This is a genomic window from Bifidobacterium sp. SO4, from assembly GCF_018555355.1.
Classification (GTDB): Bacteria; Actinomycetota; Actinomycetes; order Actinomycetales; family Bifidobacteriaceae; genus Bifidobacterium; species Bifidobacterium miconisargentati.
The window spans coordinates 74,116-88,050 of record NZ_JAFEJP010000002.1 but is presented as its reverse complement, the minus strand read 5'-3'; the positions used below and the strand labels follow the sequence as shown (position 1 = coordinate 88,050).

Sequence of the window (13,935 nt, the reverse complement as noted above, 5' to 3'; positions counted from 1 at the left end):
GGCGTGAGACAGGTACCACGCCGCCTCCATCCGTCTCCCGATCAGGCAGACCGCTTCCGACTTTCCACGGCGTGGCGAACCTCATCCGAGGGGTCCTCGGCGAGTTTGGCGAGCATATCCTGAGAGGTATTGGGATTCAGCGCCACGGCACGGCGCACCATCGAGGAGAGCACCGCGGGGGCGCCTTCCTCCAGCGTGGTGCCGAGGGAGCCGAGGAAGTCCAACGTCTCGGCGTCCACTTCCGGGTTCTGTGCGCCTTCGAGACGCATCTTCCAGCTGGTGCGCTTGTTCTTCAGGGCCGTATCCCGCACGGCGGGCACCGGGTCCTTGGTCAGGCGGCCCACCAGCCAGTTCTTGTCGTCCACGTTGCCTGCCACGGCCTGACGCACGGAGTCGTCCGGGTCTTCGGACAGCTTGACGAGCACGTTCGGGAACGGCATGGTGCTGGCCAGGAACACGCGATCCTCCACCGGGGTGTGCGCGTTGCCGGCCACGGCCTCCAGCAGTGCGGTGGCGCGGGAGAAGGCGGCCTGGTTGGCGCGGTCCGGCAGCGGACGGCGCGCGAACTCGGACAGTTCGGCGGCGTCCGTGGAGTGGCGCAGACGCTCGTAGGTGGCGGTCAGCGGCTCGAAGTCCTTGGCTTCCTGCGCTTCCTGGGATTCGGTCTGCGGCTCGGTGGTTTCGTCGGTCATGGGCTCCAGCTTAATCAAGGGGGACGGGGATGTTGACCATATCTACCGGTTCCGGCGTAATGGCGGCGTTGAACGTCTCCCGCACGCGCTCCTCGAACCGTGCGGTGGCATCGGCCGGAATCACGGCGGTGAGTCGGATGTCGGCCGCATACTCCTCATCTTCTTGACGGCCGTCAAGCTGCGCGAGGATCTGCTGGAACCGGGCCAGCTGCGGATAGTCGAGGCGGATCCGGTAGCGTCGCGCGGTCATGATGCGGGCCACGCGCGCGGTTTTCAGCGCCATCGAGGCGGCGGACGAGTAGGCCCGCACCAGGCCGCCCGAACCGAGCAGGATGCCGCCGAAGTAGCGGGTCACGGCGATGACGCAATCGGTGGTGCCGGACTGCTTGAGCACGTCGAGGATCGGCTTGCCGGCGGTGCCGGAAGGTTCGCCGTCGTCGCTCATGCGTTCGGACAGGCGGCCGTCGGCTCCCCCGCACACGGCGGCGTACGCCACGTGACGGGCCTTCGGATGCTGTTCGCGGATTGAGGCGACGAACGCGAGCGCCTCGTCGAGCGAATCGACGTGCGCGGCGTCGCCGATGAATTCGGATTTCTTCTCGACCAGCGAGTCGTGCGCGGGCTGGTCGGCGGTGTTGAGGATCGTCTGCATGGCTTGCGGTACGTTGCGTGCGGTAGTGACGGTTGATGGTGACGATGAGTGCGGACGAACGCTCAACGCTCGGAGACGACGACGTTGAGGTCGTCGCCGGCGAAGTAGGCGGCGATGCACGCGACCATCTGACGGGTGAGTTCCTTGAACGCGCCGTCCGTACGCCAGCCGACGTGCGGGGTGAGCACGATGCCGGGAATGGCGCGCAACGGATCGTCGGCGGGCAGCGGCTCATGGTCGTACACGTCGAGGGCCGCGGGGATGTCGCCCTGCTGCAGGCGGGCGACCAGCGCGCCGGGGGCGATGACTTCGGCGCGGGCGGTGTTGATGAACAGCGTGCCCGGCTTCATGTGCGCGAGGTTGTCCGCGGTGATGAGGCCGCGCGTGGCCCCGTCGATGAGCGGCATGTGGACGGAGACCACGTCCGAGGAGGCGATGAGTTCGTTGAGGTCGTCGACGGGCGCGGCACCGGATTCCTCGAATCGTTCGGCCGGCGTCTGGCTGGTGCGCCAGGCGGCGACGTCCATGCCGAAGGCCCGTGCGATGCGGGCCACCGTGGAGCCGATGCCGCCGAGGCCGATGATGCCGAGCCTGCGGCCGGCCAGCTGCAGGCCGTCCCCGTGCGGATTGGCCCAGACGCCGGACTTCACGCCGCGGCTGAGTTCGCCGACGTGACGCACCAGTTCGAGCAGCAATGCGAACGTATGCTCGGCCACCGCATTGTCGCCGTAGTGGACGGCGTTGCAGATGCGCACGCCGAGTTCGCGTGCGAGGGCGAGGTTGATGTAGCTGGCCACGCCGGTGCCGGAGAAGACGATGCATCCGACCTTGCCGCCTTCGCCGCCACGCACGCCGCCGGACAGTCTGCGCAGGAGCTCGTCGGACAGGTGCGGGCCTCCGTTGATCATCACGTCCGCGTCGGCCGTGCGCTCGGCGATGAGGTCGGCGTCTTCGGTGAAGTCCAGGTACAGGCGCACGCGGGCCACGTCCTTGAGCACGGGCAACTGCGCCTTGAGCGGTTCGACCATCGAATCGAGGATCGCGGGCATCACCACGAGCGGGAGGTCGGTGCGTTCGGGCTGGGTTTCGTAGATCTCGGTCATGGGCACCACATTAGGCCGGCGGCGGGAGAAGCGGGCGGGAACGACTACTGTTCGGCGGCAATGCGGACATCCTGCGATACGCCGGAATCATGGCCGGCGGGATACCGACGCAATGGCGGACGGGCCGCCCGACAGCCTCCGGGAGTCGGCACCTGCCGTCAGCCGCTTACCGCGCGGACTTGGCCGCCTGCTCCTGGGTGATGTTCCACTCGCGCACCACGTTCTGGTCCGCGCCCATCGAGTAGATGACGTTCCAGATGCGCTGGCGTATCTGCGCGTCGTACGCCTCGTCCCAGCAGGCGCCTATGGGGTGGTCGCTGGAGATCGGACACCATTGGTAGCTGCCCTGATGCACGTTGGCGGTGGGCACCCAGTCGATGCGGTTCACGCGCCAGGATCCCTTGACGCCCTTCTTGCCGGCGAATTGAATGCGCGCGGTGACGCCCTGGTTGTTGACCAGCGTCTCCGGGGTGTTGGCGGATTCGGTCACCGCGTTGCCCAGGCCGTAGATGATCCAGGTGCCGTTGTAGTTCTCGATGGGCTGCGCGCAGTGGCATCCGGCGCCGTAGATCACGTCGAACGCGCCGGTGTCCGCAAGCTCGTGGGCTTCGGAGACCTGCCACGAATCGGCGTAATCGAGGTATTCCTGCACCGAGTGCATGGCGATGGCCACCACGTCCGCACCCTGCTCGCGGGCCTTGTTGGCCTTGTCCACCGCGCGCTGGATGTCCGAATCGTGGTTCGGGTCGCCGGCCTCGCGCAGGCGGTCCACCTGCCAGTCGTGGTCGGCGGTCATGCCGTTGAGCGAGACGGTTCCGGTCACGAGTCCCAGCTTGCCGCCGCCGGTGGGCGAATCGATGACCAGCGGCTTTTCGGAGTCGGCCTCGGTCTTGTACGAGCCGGTCTGGGCGATGCCGTCCGCCTCAAGCGTGTCCCACAGGCGCGCGATGCCGTCCGAACCCTGGTCCCAGGAGTGGTTGGTGGCGTGCGTGCAGGCGTTGTATCCCACGTTCTTGGCCGCATCCGCAACCTCCGGCGGAATGTTGAAGATCGGATATGCGGCGTAGGGGCCGCCGCGCTGGGCGATCGGCGTCTCGAACTCACATACGGCGATGTCCGAGGCCTGAATGTACTGCTTCATCGGCGCGAACAGCGGGTCGAAATTGAAGGCGGTGCCGTCCGTGGCATTGGGATTGGCACCTTGGAAGTGGCTCCACAGGCCCTCGTGGAACAACAGGTCGCCGTTGACGAGCATGGCGATGCAGTCCGTGTCCGGACAGTCCGGGGAGTTGCCGTGATGCTCGGCGACCGGCTTGGGTGTGGACTCGGGTTTCTCGATGGTGGTGCTTGCGCTCGCGTTTGCGCCGGTACCGCCGTTGGCGTTCGGGGATGCGGAACCGCGGGTGGCGAACCAGATGCCGGCGCCCAACGCCACGGCGAGCGCCACGATGAACACGACGATGACAGCCATCGTCGCGTTGGTCACACCGTACGCACCTGTTCCTATGGGCTTTGCGCGATGCTGGCCCCGACCTTTGATATGACTCATGCCATTTCCCCTTCGATTGGCTCTTCTTTCACTATCAGACTACCGCCTGGTTGTGTCTCGGGGCCCGCGCATGTTTCGGTGCCTGCGCACGACGGGGGCATGACGGACGAGTTGCGGACGGGTTGCGGACGGGTTGCCGGAAGCCACCGGACGGACCGGGAGGACCCGCCTGCATATGCGACAATTTGTCGATATTTGCCGTGACATCTTCGACGTGCCGCCGGCCCGATGCCGCTAGAGTTATGGATTGGAGGCGGACGGACAATGGCGTACCTCCGGCTCCGCTACTCGTAGCGGATGCATGATGAGGTTTTGTTTCGCACATTCTGGATGTGATGTAATACCCCCGTACTGCGGTATGATGCGGAAACGCGCGGGGCCGATGGGTTCGATGGATTCGGCTTTCGCATGGTCGCGGTTCGATCGTCGCTCGCTTGTCATCCGGATTCGATCGGACTTGTTATCGATGCGTCCAGCCGTCTGTCCGATGATTCCGATGTTCTTTTCCTGGCCTTACTCCTCACCGTTTCAGCAACAGCTTGATCAGCACTTCGATGGCGATGATGAGGATGAAAATCACAGCGCCGATCGCATATCGAACGGCAAGCTTGCGCTCGCGGCGTTTGCGCACCTGATCCATGCCCGTCGGGTCGAAGGCGGTCTGCGGGCTTGCGGCGGCCATGCGTCGCAAGTCGCGTTCGATGCCGGATCGCTGCTCGGCGAACGCGCCACGACGCATCAGCGAGGTCTCCGCGGCGTTGCTCATGCCCGAAGCTGCGCCGGCGACGAGCGTCCACATCACAGCCATGAGACCGAGCATCGACGTCGTTTGCGCGGCCTCATCGGAAAGCAGCAGCACGATGGCCGCAGCGATCAGCGTGAACCAGAAGGAGAACCGTCGCGCATAGAGGAACCAGCGTAGATTGGCCTTCGCCGGACTATGGAGGAAACCGAACGAGGCGATGGCAGCGGCAAGCGGCGGAATGGCGATCATCACCATCGCCACGAACATGACCCGACTGAAGAGATTCGGCAACAACAACGCCCCGCAGACACCGCCTGCGGCGAACACCAGAGCCACCACGGCCATCAGCATGCCGACGATGAGTACCTTGCGACGGTGAAGGTCGGGATTGATAGGCGGACTGGCCCACCACCACTCCATCGAGCCGAAGACCGGACCTTCGAGGGTGTAGCGTGCCCAGATTTCGTCGCCGGTGCTCGCGGCATGTAGTTGACGGCTGCCGCGCGACCAACCCACCAGGTATGTGACGGCGACGATGAACACGGCAAGCGCGGCGATGGCCAGATACCCGTACGCTTTTGCGAGCGTGGTGCCTTTTGGCGCGGACCATGCAAGGACGGCGGCAGCGAGCACGATGACGAACAGGACCGTCCAGATCAGCGCCTTGGCACGGATGCGGCGGAGCGCGGCCCAGTCGCGCTCCTGGACCGCAGCGTTCGCAGCGGATGCATCATTCGCGGCGGACGTATCGTTTGCGTCGAACGCAACGTTTGCATCGAACGTATCGGATGCGACATCGGCGTTGATGGGGTATCGGCCTTCCATGCGTCCATGCTATTCCCGCTTGGCATCGGCATTCTGCCGGCACAGCCAACGGCCACGCACCGTGCATGTCTCGTTCATTTCAAACATTTCAAACCGGTGATTCAAACCCTCACTATGTATGCGCTTCAACCATGCCCTCGCATACATAGTGAGGATTTGGACATGCGAAACGTCACTATGTATGCGGACCCTTCGTCCAGCCGCATACATAGTGAGGGTTTGAGAGATGGCTGGCCATTTCAGACGGTTTCAACGGTTCCAAGACGAGAAAAGGGTTTCCGGTTTTCCCGGAAACCCTTGGTGGCGGAGTCAGAGGGATTCGAACCCTCGAGCCGCGAAAAGCGACTAACACCTTAGCAGGGTGCCCCTATCGGCCACTCAGGCATGACTCCGTGTTGAGCATTGAAGCGCAACAGCAAAACACTGTACCACACTTTGCGGATATCGTGAACCGTGGATGTCGTTCGCGCCTGTCGCGCGGCATCGAACAATGCCATTGGCTCATTCTGCTGGACCGCCCTAAGCCGACTCCGCCAACAACTCGTCCTGCAATTAAGGACGAACTCCGTTCGAGGCCCGTTGGCTCGACTGTCGTCTCGCACATTGCCTACAAACAGCTCCGCTGTTTGCTTCACGGCAATGTCCTGACAAGGAAGGCCGAGAAATAAAAAGGCTCTGTTAAACCAAGATTGACATGAATCCATGTCTGACTACCCCTCAGTCGGCTTCGCCGACAGCTCCCCTGACAAGGGGAGCCAAGAATAAGGGCCATGTCAATCTTGGTTTAACAGAGCTTAAAAACACGTCAATCCCGATCCAACAGAACCAAGTCACTTGCCCCTGGCGGGCGCGGCATCCCCGGAGAAAGTGACGATCACGGCACAAATCACCAGCGCCACGCCGATGATCTCCCCCACGTTCGGAATCTCACCGAACGCGAGCCCCACGGCCACGGCCATCGCGGGGTTGATGGACTGCATCACTGAGAACGCGCCGGACGTGGTACGGCGCAATGTGATCTGCTCGATCACGTACGGAATGAACGAGGCCATCAGGGAGATCACGAACAGCAGCGCCAGCAGCTTCAGCGAACCGCCAGGCTCAAGCGCCCACGTGGCGTCCGGCTTGGGCCAAATCACATGTTTGACCGCCGGCACGGCCAGGAACAGCGACTGCACCAGCCAGCCGATGGTCACGGCGATGCACAGATTGTCCAGCGAGTTGCCGCCGGCCGCCACACGTCGGCCGGTCACGATGTACACGCCCCACATCGACCCGCCGATGAGGATGGCGATCAGCCCCACCAGGAACGTGCCGTGCCCGGACGGATTCGCCAGGGAGATGCCGGCGAGCAGCACCACGCCGATCGCGGCGATGCCGATGCCGAGCCGTTCACGCCAGCTACGCCCGGTGATCACCGCCACGGACAGCGGCCCCAGGAACTCGATGGCCACGGCGATGCCCATGTCCATGTTGCTGATGGCCACGTAGAACATCGAGTTCATCAGCACCAATGCGCAACCGAGCAGCACGACCAGTCCCCAGGATCGCGCGCTCCGATGGAACAGAAGCCCCCGCTTGGCCGCGCTCCACGGGCGGCGCCAGACCAACAGCAACACCGCCATGAACCCCACGCGGTACCAGACCGAATACAGCGGGTCGAGCTGGGTGAACGCGAGTTTGGCGATGGCCGTGGCAAGGTAGATCACCAGCGCCTCTCCAATCACGATGCACACCACCGGAACCCGGTTGAGAAGACCGATTATCGCTTGCTTCAACTGCTGCATAGGACTCACGCTACTCGGTGCGCAGGGACAGGAACGGGCGGCAATGAGATTGATCGGATTGCGGATGCGACTGTGAGACAAGGGCACGATGTGGGCAGATGCAGCACACATGGAACCGCCGAGTCCGCCATACGGCCATATGCCTATACGTCCGACTTCTACAATGGAGTGCATGAGTACCGCACCGAGACTGGCCGCCGCCAAACGCGATTGGGGGCACGACGAAACCGGTTGCACGGTGCTGCACATCGACATGGACGCCTTCTACGCCTCACTGGAAGTGGCACGGCATCCCGAACTCAAGGGCAGACCGGTGATCATCGGCACCGGCCCGCGCGCCGTGGTGTCCGCCGCAAGCTACGAGGCCAGACGATACGGCATCAATTCGGCCATGCCGGCGACCCGCGCGCATCAGCTGTGCCCGGACGGCGTCTTTCTGCCGGTGGATATGCGCTACTACCGTGCGATGTCCCATCGCATCATGCATGAGGTGTTCCTGACCATCACCGACCGGTTCGAGCAGGTCTCGGTGGACGAGGGATACATGGACGTCTCCGCCGCGCTGCTGGAATGGAAGCGGCCGAGCGCCATCGGCGCGTGGATTCGCGAACAGGTGTCCGCGCGGTTCCACGTGACCTGCTCGGTAGGTATCGCCTGCAACAAACTCATCGCCAAAATGGCCTCCACCAACGCCAAGCCGAACGGCATGCTGCTCATCCCCGCCGCCCGGTCCGCGGAATTCGTGCAGATGATGCCGTTGCGTGGCATTCCGGGCATCGGCCCGTCATTGGAACGACGGCTCAATGCGTGGGGCGTGAATTCGGTGGCCGACCTGGCACGGATGGACGAGACCGCACTGACCCGCGCCACCGGCTCCCCCGCCGCCGCACGCGGACTGTGGATGGCCTCGCACGGGCTGGACTCGCGCGAGATCACCACGGTGCGCGAGGAGAAGTCCATCGGCTCCGAACGCACCCTGCCACAGGACACGCGGGACATGCGCGTGGTGTGCGGCCTGCTGCGGTCGGCCTGCGACGAGGTGGCCGGCACGCTGCGACGCAAGGGACTGATGGCGCGGACACTCACCGTTAAGCTGCGGTTCGCGGACCTGAGTTACCAGACCCGGTCGTTCACGATGGGACGTCCGACCGATACGGCCGGCGTGCTGTACCCCGAGTGCGTACGGCAGTTGAAGACGATGCTGGGAATACCGGCCGCTGCGGGACCGGATACGCCGCTGCCGAAGCTGATCCGACTGGCCGGCATGAGCACGTCGTCGCTCAGCGAGACGGCGTCCACCGCGGTGCAGCCATCATTGGAGGACATGCTCGAGGAGGCCGATGACGTGCGCGGGCGCACGTCCGAAGCGAAACGGCACGATGCGGAGGCCGCGCTGGACGCGGTGCGCCGCAAGTTCGGCAACAGGGCCGTGCAGTTCGGGGCGTAGTGGAACGGCGACATTCCTGTGCTCCAGCTGCATAAGAACGTGAGACTACCCCTCAGTCCGCTTCGCGGCCAGCTCGTCCGGAATAAATGACGAACTTCGTTCGCAATCTGCTGGCTCGACTATCGTCTCGCACGCCGCCTACGGACAGTCCACAGGACTGTCCGATCCACGGCGGCGTCCTTCAAGGGGAGCCAAGAATGAGGTCATGTCAACAGAGCCAAGACTTACGCGGCGAGGCGGGCGCAGGCGGAGTCAATGGCCTCGTCGGTGGCCGTGGAGGAGAACCGCAGGTAGGCGGGGGCGCCGTAGAACTCGCCGGGGCTCGGAACGACGCCGATCTTGGCGAGTTCGGCCATATCCGTCCAGCAGTCGCCGGACTTGGCCTTGACCCACACGTACAGCGCGCCTGCCGGCATCGACGCCTCGTAACCATACGCATTCAGCGCCTTGACCAGCGCGGCCAGGCGACGGCGGTACCGCGACCACTGCACATGCACGGAGGCCGCATCGTTCAGGCCCGCGGCCATGGCGGCCTGCACCGGTCCGGGAATGATCTGGCCGATCTGCTTGCGGAACTCGCTCATCTCCGTCACCAGACGGTAGTCGCCGGCGATCAGGGCGGTGCGGTAACCGGCCATGTTGGACTGCTTGGACAGCGAGTAGAGCGCCAGGATGCCGCTGGCCGAGCCTTCGCAGATGTGCGGGTTCAGGGCGCAGGGTGCGGCGGACAGGCTGAAGGCGCCATCGCCGGCGGCCGGCTCGTTCGATTCGGCCTCGGGTGCGGAATCGCGCACGGCACGCCAGTCCATCAGCGCATAGCATTCGTCGGACAGCACCACCGCACCGATGCGGCGGGCGGCGGCCACGATGTCCGCGAGCCATTCGGCCGAGATGATCTCACCGGTGGGGTTGCACGGGGAGTTGACCCAGATGGCCTTGACACCGGGGATATGCACCCAGGATTCGACGTCCGTGACGTCGTCCACCTTGGCCACGGTGGCGCCGGCGAGCTGGGTGCCGATCTCGTACGTGGGATAGGAGACCTTGGGCTGGACCACCACGTCACCCGGGCCCAGGTGCAGCAGCGAGGCCATGAGCGACACGGCCTCCTTGGAACCCACGGTGGGCACGGCGGCCGCGTTGATGGACTTCAGGTCCACGCCGCGCATGGTGCGGAACCAGGTGTCGATGGCGGCCTTGAGGTCCGCGGTGCCGACGGTGACCGGGTAGCCATGGGCGTTGGCCGCATCGGACGTGGCGGACAACGCCTCGCGCACGGAGTCGGGCACGGGATCCACGGGCGAGCCTACGGACAGGTCGACCATGCCGCCCGGCGCCGCCTTGGCCGTGGCCTTGAAGCCGGCGATGCGGGACCAGTCGTACGGGGAGGAATATGCGTGGAAGCCCATGGGAACCCTTTCTGTGGCAAGTACCTACCTAAGATACGACGAACCCCCGGCCGGGATGGGTCGGGGGTTCGTTATGCGTCGGAATGCGGCAGTCGTGCGCGCATCAGATGCACATCAAGCTTGCATCAGTCACGCAGGCCCAGGCTGGCTCACTGGTTCTGCGGCGGCAGCGCGGCCACCTGCTCCGGATCCTTGCCGATCGGGCCATGGGCGGAGGCACCGCCGAAATCGCCCACTTCGGCGAAGAAGTTGGCGGCGGCGTCCTTGTACCAGGCCCACTCCTCCGGCAGGTCATCCTCGTAGAAGATGGCCTCGGTGGGGCACACGGGCTCGCATGCGCCGCAGTCGACGCATTCGTTCGGGTTGATGTACAGCGAACGGGAGCCCTCGTAGATGCAGTCGACCGGGCACTCGTCCACGCAGGCCTTGTCCTTGACGTCCACGCAAGGCTGAGCGACAACGTATGGCATGGAATCCTCCTTGAAATAAAGCTGGTTTCAAGGATAGTCTCGCGGTCGGACTCGTTGACACGATGTCAGGGCGGAGAATCCTTTCACACACGCTGTTCACATGTCGCCGGAGACTACCCCTCAGTCGCCTCCGGCGACAGCTCCCCTGACAAGGGGAGCCACGAAAAGGAACGAAAAGGGCTTCCCTCCGTGATGGGAGGGAAGCCCTAGAGAGCAAGCAAAGCAGACGTCAATCAGCCGTTGATGGCCTGATTGGTCTCCTCGGACAGCTCCTCGCTCAGGTCACCGGTGCCGAGACGCGCGTGACGGTAGCCGTAGCCGAAGTAGATGGCGAAACCGACGACCAGCCACACCAGGAAACGGATCCAGGTGAGCACGGTGAGGTTGAGCATGAGCCACAGGTTCGCCAGGCCGATGAAGATCGGAACCCACGGGTTGCCGGGGATCTTGAAGGCGCGCGGCAGGTCGGGGCGCTTCTTGCGCATGATCGGGATGGAGATGGCCACGAGCGTGAAGGCGGACAGCGTGCCGATGTTCACCATGTCGGAGAGCACGCCGATGTCGAACAGGGCGGCCACGAGGGCCACCACCACGCCGACGGCGATCTGCAGGCCGGCCGGGGTGCCGTGCTTGCCGGTCTTGGACAGGCTACGCGGCAGCAGGCCGTCACGGCTCATGGCGAAGACGATGCGGGTCAGGCCGAGCAGCAGCACCATCACCACGGTGGCCAGGCCCAGCACGATGCCGAAGCTGATGATCTTGGCGGCCCAGTTGGCTCCCACCAGCTCGAACGCAGTGGCCAGTGACGGGCTGTCCTGCTGGGCGAGTTCCTTGTAGGAGACCATGCCGGTGGTCACGATGGCCACGAGCATGTACATCACGATGATGAGGGCCATACCCACGCCGATGCCCAGCGGCACGTTCTTGTGCGGGTCCTTGGTCTCCTCGGAGGCGGTGGCCACCACGTCGAAGCCGATGAACGCGAAGAACACGAGCGCCGCGCCGGAGAGGATGCCGGGCACGCCGTAGATGGACGGGACCATGCCGGTGGCCCACTGCCACAGCGGCTGGCCCATCACGCCGGAGACGGCGGAGGAGCTGGCCACGGAGGAGGCCGGTTCGGCCGGCGGGATGAACGGGGTGAAGTTGGAGGCCTTGACGTAGAAGAAGCCCACGATCACCACGAAGAACACGATGGCGATCTTGAGCACGGTCATCGCGCCGTCCACGCGGGCGCCGATCTTGGTGCCGAACACGAGCAGGGTGGTGAAGAAGGCGACGATGATGATCGGGGCCACATCGATGTGGAAGGAGCCGAACGTGAGGTTGGTGTTGAAGTTCCAGCCCATCAGCCGCATGAAGTCGTTGAGGTAGACGCCCCAGTACTTGGAGATCACGGAACCGGCCATGAGCATCTCCAGGATGAGATCCCAGCCGATGATCCACGCCATGATCTCGCCCACGGTGGTGTACGTGAAGGTGTAGGCGGAGCCGGCCACCGGAATCATGGAGGCGAACTCGGCGTAGCACATCACGGCCGCGCCGCACACGACGCCGGCGATCAGGAAGCTGATGATCACGGCCGGGCCCGCGTGGAAGGCGGCGGCCTGCGCACCCACGGAGAAGATGCCGGCGCCGACCGCGACGGCCACGCCCATAATGGACAGATCCCACCAAGTCAGGTTGCGCTTGAGCTTGCGGCCCTCTTCACCTGTTTCGGCAATGGTCTGTTCGACGGATTTCGTTCGGAACAGTTGCATGGCTTCCCTTTTCTTTCCTGAGCACGCCGGGTGCGCGCAAAACATCGAGAATCGAGTATAGGAGAGGCCATGTGACTTGTCTATTACTTCCTAGGCGGGCGAGATGGGCGGCATCGGTCGGATTGTGGACGATTCGACCGATGTCCGGCGTCCGCCAAGGTTCAACAGGGGTCAAACGGAGGTTCAGCGGGTGAGCACGCCGACGCACACCGGTTCGGGGACCAGGTCCACGCCGAACGCGGCCTTGACGGCCTGTTGCACGGACTTCGCCAACGCCTCGACGTCGGCGGCCGTCGCTCCCCCGCGATTGGTGAGGGCCAGCGTGTGCTGGGTGGACAGGCTGGCGGGAGCGTCCTGTGCGGCACGGTAGCCCTTGTGGCAGCCGGCGTGGTCAATGAGCCAGGCTGCGGAGGTCTTGACGCCCGGCGTGCCGTCCGGCAGCGTGGCGGAGAAGCGCGGGGCGTCCTCCGGCAGGGTATCCGCCTGGTCCGCGGGCAGGATCGGGTTCATGAAGAACGAGCCGCAGCTGTGACGGTTGTGGTCGGGCGCGGGCAGGCCGTCCCCGCCGAGCGGGATGCCGGCCTCCTCGTTGACGGCGGCCAGACGCTTGAGATCGGCCAGGATGTTGGACTCGCGTTTGGTGCCGTCCATGGCGGGCAGCGCGTAACGGGTGGGATCCTCCAGCATGCCCTTGGCGGCACGCACCTTGAGCACGACCTCGCGGATGGCCTTGGTGGCCATGCGGTCGCCCACCTCGACGCCGAGCGCCTTGGCGAGCTGGCCGTAGCCCACGGTACCTTCGGCGGAGTGGGTCAGCGCGAAGGTGACGGACAGAACCACGTATCGCGGGGTCGGGAAGAACCGGTCCGCCGGCTTGCCGGGAGCCTCGTACATGCTGGCCTTGAGCGCGGAGTAGCGGTAGCCGAACTTGAGGTCGACCGGGGTGAGGTCGCGCGTGGTCTTGGTCTCGCGGTCCCAGACCTCCACGGATTCGACCGACGTGGCCACTTCCTGGCCGTAGGCGCCGATGTTCTGCACCACGGACGCGCCCACCGTGCCGGGGATGCCGGAAAGGCCCTCGACGCCTTCAAGGCCGATCTGGACGGTGAAGGCCACGAAGTCGTCCCAGTTCGTGCCGGCCTCGGCGTTGACGTGCACGGTACGGTCCTCGCCTTCCACGGGGGCGGCCTCGTCCGGGACCGTGATGAGGCGGCGGGCGTCGCGCACCACCACGCCGTTGAAGGGCTCGTCGGAGACCAGCATGTTCGAGCCACCGCCGATGACCACGAGCGGCAGGCCCTTGGAGTCGGCGTCCTCGACGGCCTCGATGAGGCCCACGCGCGTGGTGGGTTCGATGAAGTGGGCGATGGGGCCGCCGACGCCCATGGTGGTGATGTCTGCAAAGCTGGTCATGGTGATTATCCTATGTGGATCTGATTGTCGGAGTTGACGCCGGGGTCTTGGTGGATGTTGTGCGACACACTCAAGGAGCCGAC

At 64.7% G+C, this 13,935-nt stretch carries 11 protein-coding genes and 1 tRNA gene; 1 reads left to right on the top strand and 11 read right to left on the bottom strand.

Annotated elements, in window-relative coordinates; genetic code table 11:
* Window positions 1–41 precede the first annotated feature (41 nt).
* From JS536_RS01840 to JS536_RS01810, 7 genes are all read right to left on the bottom strand, one after another.
* The gene (locus JS536_RS01840) at window positions 42–692 is read right to left on the bottom strand and encodes an AbrB family transcriptional regulator (protein WP_214355559.1); all 651 of its coding nucleotides are present in this window, start codon (window positions 690–692) and stop codon (window positions 42–44) included.
* Between the two features lie 10 nt (window positions 693–702).
* On the bottom strand, window positions 703–1,344 hold the full coding sequence (locus JS536_RS01835; protein ID WP_214355558.1) for a YigZ family protein: 642 nt from the start codon (window positions 1,342–1,344) through the stop codon (window positions 703–705).
* A 62-nt stretch (window positions 1,345–1,406) separates the two neighbouring features.
* On the bottom strand, window positions 1,407–2,447 hold the full coding sequence (locus tag JS536_RS01830; protein ID WP_214355557.1) for an NAD(P)-dependent oxidoreductase: 1,041 nt from the start codon (window positions 2,445–2,447) through the stop codon (window positions 1,407–1,409).
* A 166-nt stretch (window positions 2,448–2,613) separates the two neighbouring features.
* Window positions 2,614–3,996, bottom strand: coding sequence for a CapA family protein (locus JS536_RS01825; RefSeq protein ID WP_214355556.1), 1,383 nt, complete (start codon window positions 3,994–3,996; stop codon window positions 2,614–2,616).
* Between the two features lie 520 nt (window positions 3,997–4,516).
* Complete coding sequence (locus JS536_RS01820) at window positions 4,517–5,566, bottom strand: hypothetical protein (protein WP_214355555.1); 1,050 nt, start codon at window positions 5,564–5,566, stop codon at window positions 4,517–4,519.
* A 301-nt stretch (window positions 5,567–5,867) separates the two neighbouring features.
* A tRNA-Ser gene (locus JS536_RS01815) sits at window positions 5,868–5,958 on the bottom strand.
* A 438-nt stretch (window positions 5,959–6,396) separates the two neighbouring features.
* A complete protein-coding gene (locus JS536_RS01810) occupies window positions 6,397–7,344 on the bottom strand; it encodes an EamA family transporter (protein WP_214355554.1) in 948 nt (315 codons plus the stop codon).
* 181 nt (window positions 7,345–7,525) lie between these two features.
* On the opposite strand from JS536_RS01810, the gene dinB reads away from it, so the two are divergent.
* A complete protein-coding gene (dinB, locus tag JS536_RS01805; protein ID WP_214355553.1) occupies window positions 7,526–8,800 on the top strand; it encodes a DNA polymerase IV in 1,275 nt (424 codons plus the stop codon).
* A gap of 224 nt (window positions 8,801–9,024) precedes the next feature.
* Here dinB and dapC read toward each other — a convergent pair whose 3' ends face one another.
* The 4 genes from dapC to JS536_RS01785 form a co-directional block, all read right to left on the bottom strand.
* Window positions 9,025–10,209 carry a succinyldiaminopimelate transaminase gene (gene dapC / locus JS536_RS01800; RefSeq protein ID WP_214355552.1) on the bottom strand — a complete coding sequence of 395 codons (1,185 nt, stop codon included), beginning with the start codon at window positions 10,207–10,209 and terminating at the stop codon, window positions 9,025–9,027.
* A 149-nt stretch (window positions 10,210–10,358) separates the two neighbouring features.
* Complete coding sequence (gene fdxA / locus JS536_RS01795) at window positions 10,359–10,679, bottom strand: ferredoxin (RefSeq protein WP_109057874.1); 321 nt, start codon at window positions 10,677–10,679, stop codon at window positions 10,359–10,361.
* Between the two features lie 233 nt (window positions 10,680–10,912).
* Window positions 10,913–12,439 (bottom strand): amino acid permease, encoded by a 1,527-nt coding sequence (locus JS536_RS01790; RefSeq protein ID WP_214355551.1) that lies wholly within the window; start codon window positions 12,437–12,439, stop codon window positions 10,913–10,915.
* Between the two features lie 183 nt (window positions 12,440–12,622).
* The gene (locus JS536_RS01785; RefSeq protein WP_346427450.1) at window positions 12,623–13,858 is read right to left on the bottom strand and encodes a UDP-N-acetylmuramate dehydrogenase; all 1,236 of its coding nucleotides are present in this window, start codon (window positions 13,856–13,858) and stop codon (window positions 12,623–12,625) included.
* Window positions 13,859–13,935: the final 77 nt, after the last annotated feature.